Annotated in this window: 14 protein-coding genes, 1 riboswitch and 1 other annotated feature; of the genes, 7 read left to right on the top strand and 7 right to left on the bottom strand. The window is 40.2% G+C overall.

What is annotated here, in order from left to right; all coding sequences use genetic code 11:
* Positions 1 to 4 precede the first annotated feature (4 nt).
* Complete coding sequence (locus tag ABS917_RS08160) at positions 5 to 988, bottom strand: metal ABC transporter ATP-binding protein (protein WP_350478541.1); 984 nt, start codon at positions 986 to 988, stop codon at positions 5 to 7.
* A gap of 122 nt (positions 989 to 1,110) precedes the next feature.
* Positions 1,111 to 1,324: a binding site (T-box leader), on the bottom strand.
* 179 nt (positions 1,325 to 1,503) lie between these two features.
* Positions 1,504 to 1,989, bottom strand: coding sequence for a QueT transporter family protein (locus tag ABS917_RS08155; protein WP_350478540.1), 486 nt, complete (start codon positions 1,987 to 1,989; stop codon positions 1,504 to 1,506).
* Positions 1,990 to 1,995: 6 nt separating this feature from the next.
* Positions 1,996 to 2,040: riboswitch (PreQ1 riboswitch) on the bottom strand.
* A 287-nt stretch (positions 2,041 to 2,327) separates the two neighbouring features.
* On the opposite strand from ABS917_RS08155, the gene ABS917_RS08150 reads away from it, so the two are divergent.
* From ABS917_RS08150 to ABS917_RS08140, 3 genes are all read left to right on the top strand, one after another.
* Positions 2,328 to 3,344, top strand: a complete 1,017-nt coding sequence (locus tag ABS917_RS08150; RefSeq protein WP_350478539.1) for an ABC transporter substrate-binding protein — start codon at positions 2,328 to 2,330, stop codon at positions 3,342 to 3,344.
* 100 nt (positions 3,345 to 3,444) lie between these two features.
* A complete protein-coding gene (locus tag ABS917_RS08145; protein ID WP_350478538.1) occupies positions 3,445 to 4,485 on the top strand; it encodes an ABC transporter permease in 1,041 nt (346 codons plus the stop codon).
* Positions 4,478 to 5,272: an ABC transporter ATP-binding protein gene (locus ABS917_RS08140; RefSeq protein WP_350478537.1), complete on the top strand. Its 795-nt coding sequence runs from the start codon at positions 4,478 to 4,480 to the stop codon at positions 5,270 to 5,272. The genes ABS917_RS08145 and ABS917_RS08140 overlap by 8 nt, the downstream gene beginning before the upstream one ends.
* Positions 5,273 to 5,344: 72 nt before the next feature.
* Here the strand turns inward: ABS917_RS08140 and ilvA are convergent, their stop codons facing one another.
* A complete protein-coding gene (gene ilvA, locus ABS917_RS08135; RefSeq protein WP_483316051.1) occupies positions 5,345 to 6,613 on the bottom strand; it encodes a threonine ammonia-lyase IlvA in 1,269 nt (422 codons plus the stop codon).
* 361 nt (positions 6,614 to 6,974) lie between these two features.
* Between ilvA and ABS917_RS08130 the strand changes: the two genes are divergently transcribed.
* Positions 6,975 to 7,724, top strand: a complete 750-nt coding sequence (locus ABS917_RS08130) for an SDR family NAD(P)-dependent oxidoreductase (RefSeq protein WP_350478535.1) — start codon at positions 6,975 to 6,977, stop codon at positions 7,722 to 7,724.
* A 66-nt stretch (positions 7,725 to 7,790) separates the two neighbouring features.
* On the opposite strand, the gene ABS917_RS08125 is transcribed toward ABS917_RS08130, so the two are convergent.
* The 4 genes from ABS917_RS08125 to thiD form a co-directional block, all read right to left on the bottom strand.
* On the bottom strand, positions 7,791 to 9,146 hold the full coding sequence (locus tag ABS917_RS08125) for a YjiH family protein (protein WP_350478534.1): 1,356 nt from the start codon (positions 9,144 to 9,146) through the stop codon (positions 7,791 to 7,793).
* A 281-nt stretch (positions 9,147 to 9,427) separates the two neighbouring features.
* Positions 9,428 to 10,105, bottom strand: a complete 678-nt coding sequence (gene bshB2, locus ABS917_RS08120; protein WP_350478533.1) for a bacillithiol biosynthesis deacetylase BshB2 — start codon at positions 10,103 to 10,105, stop codon at positions 9,428 to 9,430.
* Positions 10,106 to 10,118: 13 nt separating this feature from the next.
* The gene (locus tag ABS917_RS08115; protein ID WP_008404569.1) at positions 10,119 to 10,469 is read right to left on the bottom strand and encodes a YojF family protein; all 351 of its coding nucleotides are present in this window, start codon (positions 10,467 to 10,469) and stop codon (positions 10,119 to 10,121) included.
* Between the two features lie 228 nt (positions 10,470 to 10,697).
* On the bottom strand, positions 10,698 to 11,546 hold the full coding sequence (thiD, locus tag ABS917_RS08110) for a bifunctional hydroxymethylpyrimidine kinase/phosphomethylpyrimidine kinase (RefSeq protein WP_350478532.1): 849 nt from the start codon (positions 11,544 to 11,546) through the stop codon (positions 10,698 to 10,700).
* Between the two features lie 162 nt (positions 11,547 to 11,708).
* On the opposite strand from thiD, the gene ABS917_RS08105 reads away from it, so the two are divergent.
* The 3 genes from ABS917_RS08105 to ABS917_RS08095 all read left to right on the top strand — a co-directional run bounded on the left by ABS917_RS08105 (position 11,709) and on the right by ABS917_RS08095 (position 12,909).
* Complete coding sequence (locus tag ABS917_RS08105) at positions 11,709 to 12,392, top strand: uracil-DNA glycosylase (protein ID WP_350478531.1); 684 nt, start codon at positions 11,709 to 11,711, stop codon at positions 12,390 to 12,392.
* 65 nt (positions 12,393 to 12,457) lie between these two features.
* Positions 12,458 to 12,640, top strand: coding sequence for a uracil-DNA glycosylase (locus ABS917_RS08100; protein ID WP_079524592.1), 183 nt, complete (start codon positions 12,458 to 12,460; stop codon positions 12,638 to 12,640).
* Complete coding sequence (locus tag ABS917_RS08095; RefSeq protein ID WP_350478530.1) at positions 12,637 to 12,909, top strand: YwdI family protein; 273 nt, start codon at positions 12,637 to 12,639, stop codon at positions 12,907 to 12,909. Before ABS917_RS08100 ends, ABS917_RS08095 begins: the two co-directional genes overlap by 4 nt.
* Positions 12,910 to 12,985: the final 76 nt, after the last annotated feature.

The raw sequence follows: 12,985 nt of genomic DNA, 5'->3' as shown, positions 1-12,985 counted from the left end.
TTCATCATCCTTTCAGTAAAGAGTGGAATGGCGCTTCTTCATCTGCTTCCGAGTGAAGCTGTGCGACATTTCCTTGAATTATTATCGTCTGTTCAGGTGTTGTGAAATCGACCTGACCATTAAAGCCGATATAGCCGATTAAGCCTTGTGCTGGTAATAGCCCTTTCACGACATCGATTGCATGAAGGGTAGGGCTTAACGTACTTGTTGTAACATTGGCAAGCTGCTGCACCGAATTTTCTGTACTATAGCGTTCGATTGACGGAGCATCATTTGTAACGGAAATATTTCCGTTCCTTACTTGCATGTAGTTTGATTTTGATGTGCCGATTACTGTGCAATCATCAAATTCGACATAGTACATATATGGCGCAGCGTGTTCGACGCGCATTTTTCGATAAAGGGAAAGGGCCTCTCCTGTAAATTGCGCACGATAACGTCCATTTTCCTCTTTTTCGACATGTTGTAATGTATAGGGCGACTGTTCAGGTGTTGGTGTTGTAAACAGCTGTTCAATCAATTGATCAATATTTAGTTCTACTTGCTCTGCTTCAATATTTGTATGGAAAACAGCGATTTCATCTGTTAAATGATCAAAAATAACGAGCGTATCGTAAACATGAAACTGCAGTTCAGGCAATGGCTTCTGCAATGCGTGAATATAGCCAATTCCGCCACCTGTAAACGGATATTCCGTATGTGATGAAATACGCGGCATCACCTGCTTTAATAGTTGGATCAGCTCGCCTTCATATGTGTAGGCTTTACTGGAATGATGTGCATAATCTAAAAGCTGATCATCAGTCCCGATATATGTTTTGCGCGGGTTGACACCGATGAACGAATAGCGTCCATTGCCATCATATTTAGAGGAACTTTCCAATAAAAACTTCCGTTCACCTTGCAGTCGCTGGAAAATAGAAATCGGTGTCAGTAAATCCCCATTTACTTTTTTCATTGATGTACGAAAATGTTGCTGAACTACCATTTGAAACACTCCTTTTTTGAAATAAACTACGCCTTTACGATTCAGATTATTTAGCAATCTTGTAATTAATATAAAGCTTTGCTGAATAAAAAAAATCGCCCTCAGCAAAAGAATTAACTTTTGCTGAGGACGATCTGCACCGCGTTGCCACCTCGTTTGAAGCAACTGAAAAAACCTTGCTTCCACTTAAACCTGATAACGGCAGGGTACCGTCCGCCGACTAACGCCAGCAGCTTTCATAAGGCCCATTCACATTTACCTTTTGGCGTATTTTCACCAGCCATACGCTCTCTGGACAAAACGGTAAATGCTACTCTTCTTATTCAACAATTTACTCAACTAAGCTCAACTAAACGAAAACGGTGGTCACGCTCCCGCAACCTGCTACCGTAAATAACATTTGAATTATGCTTTATTCTAACACTGAAAAATGAAATGTCAAACAATTCTAAAACATTTTTGCTGAATAAAAAACCAGCTGACATAAAAAAAGTCAGCTGGTGAAACAATCGATATTAGATTAATTTTTTGAAATCCAATCGTTTATTTAAAGTGTACATAATCGGTGCTCCAACCGCCAATACAACAAATTCTCCAAATGCTACAAACAGCCAAGTTTCCCAGAACGGGAAGCCAAGCACGATATTCAGCTGTGCTGCAATGATAAACATTGTAAACGTAAATAGTGTTGTATTAATAACTAGACGAGCCCAAATGTTTTTCACAAACTTACAAATGAATATGAAAATTCCCAGTGTAATAATCGTATGTCCGACACCAAATACTAAGTCGATTGGACCGATCGAAGACATCAGGAAATTGGATATAAAAACACCTAAAACTACACCTAACATATAGCGCGGATTAAATGCGACTAAATGGTTAAAAATTTCGGCAATACGGAACTGTACTTGCCCAAAGCTAATTGGCGCAACAAGTATTGTGACAGCAATATATAATGCTGCAATAATAGCACTCGCTGCAATAAACTTTACCTTCATATGGAAATCCTCCTAGTTTTTTAACGTGGGATGGTTACGAACCACGCAAAGCAACTGCAATCATAGCAATATTGAAAATAAAAGTAAAGATATATAGTACTTTTTTTTCATTAAAACCTCAAAAAAATTGTAAAGAGTAAAAAGTTCAACAAACCGCGTTGCTTAGCGGTTTGAAGTGTATCAACTAAATTCCAAAATGAGGCACATTACCTAGAATGAATTCAGAACATTCCAAATGTTATTGACTATCTAAATATGACGCGGTAATATTATTTCAATACTTCATCGAAATGAAGTTCGGCGCTTTAAATCGATAAAGTTAACTAGGGGGAAATAAGATGAGAAAAAATTTAATGAAGCTGTCCTTTTTATTATTCGGGCTTCTTTTATTATTAGCTGCTTGTGGCGGGGAAGAGAGCGACACATCTTCGAACGAGACGTCAAATGGCGAAGCTGTAGATACAACTCAAGCAGATAGCGACAAAACTTTTAAAATCGGAACAACACAGATTGTTGAGCATCCTTCATTAGATGCAGCAAAAGAAGGATTTAAAAAAGCAATTGAAGATGCAGGTATTAAAGCAGAATACGTAGACAAATCTGCGAACAATGATAACAGTGCGAACATGACAATCGCCCAGCAGTTAGTCGGGGATAATGTAGATTTGATTTTCGCGAACTCAACACCTTCAGCGCAGGCTGCAAAAAGTGCAACTTCTGATATTCCGGTTATCTTTACATCGGTAACGGATGCAGTAGGTGCAGAATTGATCGAGTCAATGGCAACACCTGGTGCTAACGTAACAGGTACGATTGATTTACATCCGGAAACAATGCCGAAAACAGTTGCTTTCCTAAAAGAACTAGGGGCAAAAAATATAGGGATGGTATATAACGCTGGTGAACAAAATTCAGTTGCACAAATTGCGGCAGTGAAAGAAATTGCAGCAAAAGAAGGCGTAACTATTGTGGAAGCAGCGGTATCTGCTTCATCGGAAGTACGTCAGGCAGCAGAGTCACTAGTAGGAAAAGTAGATGCATTTTATATTATTACAGATAATACGGTCGTATCGGCACTTGAATCTGTAATCGAAGTAGCAGATGCAAACAAATTACCGCTTATTGTCGGTGAGCTTGATTCAGTAGAGCGCGGCGGTTTAGCAGCATACGGTTTCGAATACTACGATATCGGCTATGAAGCAGGGCAAATGGCAGCACAAATTTTATTGGAAGGCAAAACACCTTCAGAAGTTCCGGCTGCATACCCGGCTAACCTGAAACTAGTAATCAATAAAGCTACTGCAGAAAACCTAGGCTTGGAAATTAAGCCTGAATGGGAAGCAGAAGTACAATAGTTCATTTTTATTTATACAAAAAGCAAGTCAGCCTAAACAGGTATAAAATGTTTAGGCTGACTTGCTTAAAACTTTTAAAAAAGTCAGGAGATGATTCGAGATGTTTACAGCTATGTTTGGGTCAGTGGAGCAAGGGATCATCTATGCAATTATGGCACTTGGGGTTTATTTGACATTCCGTGTGCTGGATTTTCCGGATTTAACGGTTGATGGAAGCTTTGTAACGGGGGCAGGTACGGCAGCGATGATGATCGTGCTTGGCTATAATCCGCTCCTTGCCACATTGGTCGCAACAGTTGCTGGATTTATTGCTGGATGTATGACAGGAATTTTACACACTAAAGGGAAAATAAATCCGCTGCTTGCAGGGATTTTAATGATGATTGCTCTCTATTCGATTAATCTTCGAATTATGGGGCTAAGCTCAGATACCGGTGTAACCCGACCAAATATTCCACTATTAAATTCAGAAACAGTTTTTTCGACGTTCGGCTCTTTCTGGTCGAATTTAGGCATTGATTCAGCAATTACAAACGTACTGAAATCAATGGGCTTAGCTTCTGTTCCAACAACTTGGGGAATTTTAATTTTAATGATTATTGTTACAACGGTTATTAAACTAGTAGTAGACTGGTTCTTAAAAACAGAAATCGGTCTCGCAATCCGTGCAACAGGCGATAATAAACGAATGATCCGCAGCTTTTCGGCAAATACCGATTCATTAGTCATTTTAGGACTGGGAATTTCAAATGGTATGGTAGCATTATCGGGTGCATTAATTGCCCAGTATACAAAGTTTGCCGATGTCGGTTTAGGTATAGGTATGATTGTTGTCGGTTTGGCATCTGTAATTATTGGTGAAGCAATTTTCGGAACAAAATCGATTGTTCGTGTCACATTTGCAGTTATTGCCGGGGCAATAATTTACCGAATGATTTACGCATTGGCGTTACGTGTAAAATGGCTTGACTCGGGTGATATGAAATTAATTACGGCGGTTATCGTTATTTTAGCGCTAGTAATACCGCAAATCGTAGGGAAATATAAAGAGAAAAAGAGAAAAGCAAAACGTTTGGAAGAACGTCTCGCATTACAGCAGACAAAAGTAGATATTGAGCAGGGAGGGAAGAGCCTTGCTTAAATTAGATGGCATTAATAAAGTATTTAACGAAGGTACACCCGATGAGAAAATTGCACTGGACAATATTAACTTGCATTTGGCACCTGGTGATTTCGTTACAATTATCGGTAGTAACGGTGCCGGAAAATCGACAATGATGAATATGATTTCCGGAGCGTTAACACCAGATTTCGGCACTGTCGAAATTAACGGCAATGATTTAACCCGCCTGCCTGAATATAAGCGTGCTGTCCATATCGGCCGTGTTTTTCAGGATCCGATGGCAGGTACAGCACCAACGATGACAATTGAAGAAAACTTGGCGATTGCCTATTCACGTAACACGAAACGTTCATTGCGCTTCGGTGTTGATAAAAAGCGTCGTGAGTTTTTTAAAACATCATTGGAAAAACTGCATTTGAATTTGGAAAACCGATTATCGGCTAAAGTCGGATTACTATCCGGCGGGGAACGTCAGGCATTAAGTTTATTAATGGCGACATTTACGAAGCCTTCGATTTTACTGCTTGATGAACATACAGCTGCACTTGACCCGTCACGCGCTGAACTTATTACAAAGCTGACGAAAGAGCTGGTCGAGGAAAGCCGGCTGACGACACTGATGGTCACGCATAATATGCAGCAGGCGCTCGATTTGGGTAATCGCCTCATTATGATGGATAAAGGTCAAATCATCCTGGAAGTCGGTGAAGACCGTAAACAGGACTTGACGATTCCGGATTTAATGCACGAGTTCGAACAAATCCGCGGCGAAAAAATGAATTCAGACCGCGCGTTGTTAGGCTAAATGAAAAGTTCCAGACAGATAAAGCAAAAACTCGATTTTCTCCGAGAGAAAATCGAGTTTTTATAATTCATTTTAAACTAGCAACGCAAACAGTGTACTGTCGTTATTTACTTCTTTGTACTCAAAACCGTTTGCGTGCATACGTTCAATTAATCCTGCGTGGTCTTCGCGATGTGCAAGTTCAATGCCGACCAATGCTGGACCACTTTCTTTATTGTTCTTCTTCGTATATTCAAACGTTGTAATATCATCATTCGGACCAAGCACTTCCGTTAAAAATTGGCGTAATGCTCCAGAACGCTGAGGGAAACTTACGATGAAATAGTGCAGCAGCCCTTCATAAATCAGCGAGCGCTCTTTAATTTCCTGCATTCGTCCTATATCGTTATTTCCTCCCGAAATAATGATGACTACCGATTTTCCGAGAATTTGCTCTGCGTAAAAGTCGAGTGCAGCAACCGATAATGCTCCAGCAGGCTCGGCAATAATTGCATGCTTATTATATAGATCTAAAATAGTCGTACATACTTTGCCTTCCGGAACGGCGATAATATCATCCAAATAGTGACGGCATACTTCATATGTATCATTCCCAACACATTTAACAGCAGCCCCATCAACGAATTTATCGATCGAATCCAAAGAAACCGCTGCTCCATTTTGGAAAGCAGATTTCATGCTAGCTGCACCAGCAGGCTCCACACCGATAACTTTACTCGAAGGGGATAAGTTTTTAATGTAGGAAGAGACGCCAGACATTAAGCCACCACCGCCTATACTGCCAAATACATAATCGATCGGTTCTTCGATGTCATTCATAATTTCAACCGCCACTGTTCCTTGGCCAGCCATTACATCTGCATCATCGAACGGGTGGATGAAAATGCGATTCTCCTGCTCACAATAGGCAAGTGCGCTTTCCGCAGAGTCATCAAATGTATCTCCTGCCAGCACAATCTCCACAAAGCTTCTGCCAAACATCCGTACCTGATCGATCTTTTGTTTCGGTGTTGTTTTCGGCATAAAGATTGTCGCTTTAATTTCCAGCTTTGCGCACGCATAGGCAACACCTTGTGCATGATTGCCGGCACTTGCACAGACGACACCTGATGCACGAGCCTCAGTTTCAATTTTTTTAATTTTATAGTAGGCACCACGTAATTTAAATGAGCGAACATGCTGCAAATCTTCACGCTTAAAGTAAATTTTTGCCCCATACTTTTCTGATAAATATTCGTTTAATTGCAGGGGTGTATGTACAACAACATCTTTTAAAAAATGATGTGCGATTAATACGTTTTCGACTGCAATCGTATTCGGTTGAGTAACTCCCATATCCATGTAACCTCCGTCATCTGATTAAAGATTATATTATTCTATCATAAATTTATGTCGTAATGGCTTAAAAATTCTGTAAATTATGAAAATTCATCAATACGCCATAATGAAAGCGTTTTAATAGAGAAATCGAGCATTGATTCAGACAAGATTCCCTTCAAATTGGTACGCACACTAAATTTCATTGAAGTGCATATCCATGAACGGAACAGGTAAAGCTTATGTATGTACCAAGTCGTAAATCACCTCCCAATGTTTAGTTGAAAAGCAAAGGGGAAAAATAAATTATTGTGGCATGACAATTTTGCGGATAGGAAAAACTTATTGGCAAGCGTCTAAAATCATATAATCAGGAGGAATAGGGATGACTAAAACAGCGATTATCACAGGTGGAGGCAGCGGGTTAGGACAGGCAACAGCCATCCGTATGGCTCAGGAAGGTATTAATATTGCGGTAGTGGATGTCAGTGAAAAAGGCGGAAACGAAACAGTTGAACAAGTAAAAGCGCATGGCGTAGACGCTATTTTCATTAAAGCGGATGTATCAAAAGCTGAGGAAGTAAAAAACTATGTTGAAGAAACACAGAAGCATTTCGGTTCGATTGATTACTTCTTTAACAATGCAGGGATTTCCGGCAGCGGTAAATTCTACTTAGACACTACGATTGAGGAAATTGAACAAATTGTCGGCATCAACCTGCTTGGGGCACTTTATGGTGTACGCTATGTGGCGGAAGTAATGCTGAAAAACGGTGGTGGTTCCATTGTGAATACGGCATCAAGCGCCGGTGTAATTGGACAGGATTCCGTTGTTACATATTCGGCAACGAAACACGGAATTGTCGGGTTAACGAGAAGTATGGTAGCGGAATACGCGAAAGACGGACTTCGCGTGAATGCGATTGCACCAGGGCCGACTGAAACACCAATGGTAAAAGCCTTTTATGAAGCAAATCCGCAAATGAAGGAAAATGCTACAGGCGGAATCCCGCAACAACGTTTAGGTACACCAGAGGAAGTAGCAGAGCTTGTAACCTTCCTGTTAACTTCAAAAGCAGAGTATATTAATGGGGAAGTTATTCGTATCGACGGTGGCTTCACAAGCACGAAGTAAATAGTAAAAAGGGCTGCCCGGAAGTCAGTAGAAAATCTGACTTTCCGGCAGCCCTTTATTGTTTAGTTAAAATAAAAGATGTGCAATTGCTGCGATAATCGGAATCGAGATGATTGTACGGATTAAGAAAATCATGAATAGATCCCAAAGCTTTAATGGAAGCTTCGTACCTAATATCAGTCCGCCGACTTCAGACATGTAGATTAATTGTGTAACCGATACTGTCGCGATGAAGAAGCGTGTCATTTCGGATTCAATGCCAGCACCTAAAATTGAAGGTAACAGCATGTCCGCAAAACCGACAATCATCGTTTGTGCAGCTTCGCCGGCTTCAGGAATTTGCAGAAGCGCTAAAATTGGCTCAAACGGCATTCCTAGAACACGGAAGAAGCTTGTGAACTCGGCTAACACTAATGCGATTGTGGCGAACGCCATAATAATTGGTGTAACCGCAAACCACATCTCCAGTACATTAATAAAACCGTTTTTGATCATTTTACCTAAGTTACGGTTAGAATCAGCTTTCGATAAAGCATTGTGCAATCCATAGGAGAATACATTATAGCCTTCTTGTACATCTTCACGGTTTGCAGGAACGTGTGAACCATCAATTAAAGTATCCGCCTTTTGTTTTAACGGATAAATACGAGGCATAATGAATGCTAAAATTAATCCGCAAAGAATGACAGAAGCATAAAACTCGATAAAGTAATCACCAATGCCGATTGTTTCAACAACGACTAAACAGAATGTGATCGATACGACCGAGAAAGTTGTCGCGATTGTCGCTGCTTCACGGCCTGTATAATTTTTTTCTTCATACTGTTTGCTTGTAAGTAATACGCCGATTGTGCCATCGCCAACCCAAGAAGCGAGACAGTCAATGGCAGAACGGCCTGGGATCTTGAATAGGGGACGCATAATTTTCACCATCATTGAACCGAAGAACTCGAGTAAACCGAAATCTGTTAATAGCGGCAGCAATAACCCTGCGAATAAAAACAGCACGAACATAAACGTTACAAGACCAGTTGCGGGATCAATTAGCACACCTGTCGTTACTTCGCTCGTTAAGCTTTCAGGACCAACTTGGAAAAGAAACATACTTGCAAAAATTACTGCAAGCACACGCATGATTGTCCAGAACCAGTTCACACGGAATAATGAATCAACTAGTGTTCGTTGCTCTTTTTTTTGCGGAATAAACTGCATTACGACAGATCCTACCGCTGCAATAATAAACACGATGAGTGCGAACCAGTGGATGAATGGCTCCACTTTACCTGCCAAAAAGTTCGCAAGAATCGCAATCGGTACTTTTATGCCGTCTTCTGTATTAATTGGTGTAATAAATAAAAACACACCAAGTGCAGAAAGGGCAATAAACAGAAACCAAGTATAAGAAGAAAATTTTGTTTTCATATATGATAACCTCTTTGATTGTTAGTTTGAATATTTATACACTATAAAACGTGAATATTCATTTGTCTACTGTTTTACATAAAGATTAATATTTCTGAAAACTATATTGATTAAAAAATGAATATAATTAGGCAGGCGAAAGGTTTAGACGTAATAGGCATCATATTTTTGAAGAAATAAGCTAAAATTGAACCGAATAAAAATACAAGAGATGAATAAGAGAAAAAAGGACGCCTGCAAATCCAAAAATATGCAAACGTCCTTGAAATTATAAATATACATTAATCATTGAATGTTACAGTATAAAACCTTTCGTGGCTTAACCAGTTATCTAGTGAGACATCACCGGTATCTACTCGTTTTTCTGCGTCTTGTATCATCCAGGCAGTTTGAGAAGCATGCGCTTTTAAAGCTTTTAACTTATCTGCTTTGACAGACGAGATTTCGATTGTAACATCCGGCTCACCGTTTTTCTCGACTGTGTCATTCGCAAATGCACAAGCTAAAATACGAGGGCGATACTGTTTATCGATACGACGTACCGCTTCAACAACAGCGCGCCCAGTTGCTTCATGATCAGGATGGACAGCAAAGCCAGGTAAAAATGTGAAGATTAGTGATGGATTCAGCTCGACAATCAAATCATTAACGAGCTTGACCATTTTTTCATCGTCTTCAAATTCAACTGTTTTGTCACGTAAACCCATCATACGCAAATCACCGATACCCATTGCTTCACATGCATCCACCAGCTCTTTTCGGCGAATTTCAGGCAATGATTCGCGTGTTGCGAATGGAGGATTTCCTAAATTTCGTCCCATTTCGCCCAATGTTAAACAAGCATATGTAACAGGAACTCCCATATTGTGGAATAAGCGTAATGTACCTGCAACTGAAAAGGCTTCATCATCCGGATGCGGATAAACGACTAAAACGTGACGTTCTTCTTGTAATGTCATATAAGCGACCTCCTTAATAAGCAAATGGCGTTTCGCTGATTTCCAATGCAACCGCCAGCTTTCCAGTATTATCTAAACCGGCCATTAGTAATCGGCCCTGATCATCCAGTTCAAAATGTGTAATTCCTTGCGCGTAAACCCAGCCATGCGGCATTTTAAGACCGACACGGTGCGGTGCGTCTCCTACAACTTTTCCTAATTCATAGCGTATTTGTACATTTCGGATAAATGCGCCTGCATTAAAAAAGCCTTCATTGTAATGTGTTGCATAAGAGCCATTTGTAGTTTCTAGATGAATAAAAACGTCTTTGTTCGCAAAAGAATTAATTAATTCCTGGAGCTCGTTAGTATTTACTTCCTTCATCACTCTTATTAACTCCTTTCGAATCTTTCTATTAATAGTATAGTCAAATATATTCGACTGTGAAACGAAAAAGTCACACAAGAATCGAGTTCTTGTGTGACGCAGCTATATCAAGTACGCCTCAGCGTAATTGCGTCCGGATTCGGCTTTGCGTTGACGCAAAGAATTCCTTGCCGAATCTGTAACATCCGCCGGAGGCAAAACTTCTACTTGTAGAAGTTTTATGCATTATGCTTTAACATAATTTGGAATTGTTGTAACAGTAACTTCAGGTGCACCGAAGCGTGGTTTTGCCCCATGCATTACTGGTCCAACATGTTCATTTAAAGCCCAACCGTGTTTAATCGCCGCTGAAACGAATTCTTTCGCTTCAATAACCGATTCCTCAACAGTAAGACCATTTGCTAAGTTTGCACAAATACTCGCTGCAAAAGTACAGCCTGCCCCATGATTATAAGTAGAAGAAACTTTTTCTGTTTCTAATAATTTAAATTCTACTCCATTATAGAACAAATCAACGGCTTTATCATGTACTAAGGCTTTTCCACCTTTAATTACAACATTTTTCGCGCCAAGCTCATGAATTTTCACAGCGGCAGCTTGCATTTGCTCGATTGTTTTCGGCGTTGTTGTGCCTGCCAGCTGTCCCGCTTCGAAAAGGTTAGGTGTGACAACTGTTGCATAGGGTAATAAATATTTAATCATTGCTGTCGTGTTGCCAGGGTTCAATACTTCATCTTCGCCTTTGCAAACCATTACAGGATCGATGACAATTTTATCTGTACCGGAAGCCTGAATCGCTTTTGAGGCCATTTGAATAATTTCTTCAGTTGAAAGCATGCCCGTTTTAATGGCATCGACACCTGTTGAAAGGGCTGTATCAATTTGTTTCTGCAATAATTCAGTCGGTAGTGGTGTCACTGTGTGGCTCCAAGTTTTCGGATCCATTGTCACAACAACTGTCAATGCGACCATTCCGTATGTGCCATGTTCCTGGAAGGCTTTTAAATCGGCCTGCATTCCTGCGCCTGCAGAAGTATCAGAACCGGCAATCGTTAAAGTTTTTTTAAGTGTCATATAGCATAGCTCCTTAAAGTGAAAATTCGAATTATAATTAGGTTAAGTATAACGTCTAGCTGACTATATAAAAATAGTCAGAAAACGAAAAATCTATAATGCCAGAAAAATTACTTGAACTTCTGCATGAAATTCAATAGCGTTTAAAATGAGGTGGAAATTATGATGGAACAGTTGACGAATAGTTGGAAAGATTTATTGGCTCGAGAAGTAGAGCAGCCGTATTATAAACTTCTTGAAACATTTTTAGAGAGACAATACATGGAAGAAACAGTTTATCCGAAGAAGGAGAATATTTTTAATGCTCTCCAGTTAACGGATTACGATAATGTAAAAGTAGTCATATTAGGACAAGATCCGTATCATGGTCCGAATCAGGCACATGGATTAAGTTTTTCGGTTGAAAAAGGGCAAAAATTGCCTCCGAGTCTAAAAAATATGATGAAGGAACTGCAGCAGGACATTGGCTGCGAAATCCCGGAGCATGGGGACTTAACGTCGTGGGCAAAGCAGGGCGTATTATTATTAAACACCGTCTTAACTGTACAAGCAGGCAAAGCAAATTCCCATAAAGGGCAAGGTTGGGAACAATTTACGAATGCTATTATTGAAAACCTCGCGAAACGTGAACAGCCAATTGTATTTTTATTATGGGGAAAACCGGCACAAAGTAAACGGATTTTAATTGAACGAATTTCTGACAACCATATTATTTTACAATCTCCACATCCGAGTCCATTAAGCGCACACCGCGGCTTTTTCGGAAGCAAACCATATTCAAAAGCAAATGAAGCACTTCTGTCTTTAGGTCAGCAGCCGATTGACTGGTGCTTAACGAATAAATAGGAAAACAAGCTAAACTTTTGCCTGAAAGCATGATAAAGTATTGATAGAAAGAGAGGGAACGGCAAATGAAAGTAGATTGCTTTAAATGCCAGCATTTTCGTGTGACATGGGATCAGTTTAATCCGCGCGGTTGCACAGCATATGGCTTTAAAACGAAGCAGCTGCCATCTCTCGTTGTAAAACAGTCTTCGGGAATGGACTGCTTAAAATTTGTACCGAAAAATAGAGAAGGTGGGCAAAAGCGATGATTACGTATGAATCGATTGTTAAGCAAATTGAAAAATTGACAACAGAAGCAGCACATGCGTCAACAGAACAACAAGCCCGTGAAAAGCTGGCGGCAATTCGTGCGCTATGTGATGTCGTTTTAGACGAAAAAATCAGTTCGCCAAAACCTGCTTCCATAAATAGCATGAGTTCAACGATCTCGTCACCTGTATACACGCAACCGGTTGCAATTCCAGCACAAAAGCTTGAAGAAGACGATGCAAACGGCGACTCATTGTTTGATTTTTAACAGAGAGAAACGCCCTTGCGGAATGGAATCCCCCTATTATAGGGATGTAACCTGGATTAAAAAAGAAAGAGGTAAA

This window comes from Solibacillus sp. (assembly GCF_040273735.1).
Taxonomy (GTDB): domain Bacteria; phylum Bacillota; class Bacilli; order Bacillales_A; family Planococcaceae; genus Solibacillus.
The sequence above is the reverse complement of the archived record's forward strand: the minus strand, read 5'-3'. Positions and strand labels throughout refer to the sequence as shown.

Excerpts from the sequence above, each read along its gene's own strand:
- ABS917_RS08105 (WP_350478531.1), top strand. The coding sequence starts at position 11,709 with ATGATGGAACAGTTGACGAATAGTTGGAAAGATTTATTGGCTCGAGAA.
- ABS917_RS08095 (WP_350478530.1), top strand. The coding sequence starts at position 12,637 with ATGATTACGTATGAATCGATTGTTAAGCAAATTGAAAAATTGACAACA.
- ABS917_RS08125 (WP_350478534.1), bottom strand. The coding sequence starts at position 9,146 with ATGAAAACAAAATTTTCTTCTTATACTTGGTTTCTGTTTATTGCCCTT.
- ABS917_RS08130 (WP_350478535.1), top strand. The coding sequence starts at position 6,975 with ATGACTAAAACAGCGATTATCACAGGTGGAGGCAGCGGGTTAGGACAG.
- bshB2 (WP_350478533.1), bottom strand. The coding sequence starts at position 10,105 with ATGACATTACAAGAAGAACGTCACGTTTTAGTCGTTTATCCGCATCCG.
- ABS917_RS08100 (WP_079524592.1), top strand. The coding sequence starts at position 12,458 with ATGAAAGTAGATTGCTTTAAATGCCAGCATTTTCGTGTGACATGGGAT.
- ABS917_RS08160 (WP_350478541.1), bottom strand. The coding sequence starts at position 988 with ATGGTAGTTCAGCAACATTTTCGTACATCAATGAAAAAAGTAAATGGG.
- ilvA (WP_483316051.1), bottom strand. The coding sequence starts at position 6,613 with ATGGATATGGGAGTTACTCAACCGAATACGATTGCAGTCGAAAACGTA.
- ABS917_RS08115 (WP_008404569.1), bottom strand. The coding sequence starts at position 10,469 with ATGAAGGAAGTAAATACTAACGAGCTCCAGGAATTAATTAATTCTTTT.
- ABS917_RS08155 (WP_350478540.1), bottom strand. The coding sequence starts at position 1,989 with ATGAAGGTAAAGTTTATTGCAGCGAGTGCTATTATTGCAGCATTATAT.
- thiD (WP_350478532.1), bottom strand. The coding sequence starts at position 11,546 with ATGACACTTAAAAAAACTTTAACGATTGCCGGTTCTGATACTTCTGCA.
- ABS917_RS08145 (WP_350478538.1), top strand. The coding sequence starts at position 3,445 with ATGTTTACAGCTATGTTTGGGTCAGTGGAGCAAGGGATCATCTATGCA.
- ABS917_RS08150 (WP_350478539.1), top strand. The coding sequence starts at position 2,328 with ATGAGAAAAAATTTAATGAAGCTGTCCTTTTTATTATTCGGGCTTCTT.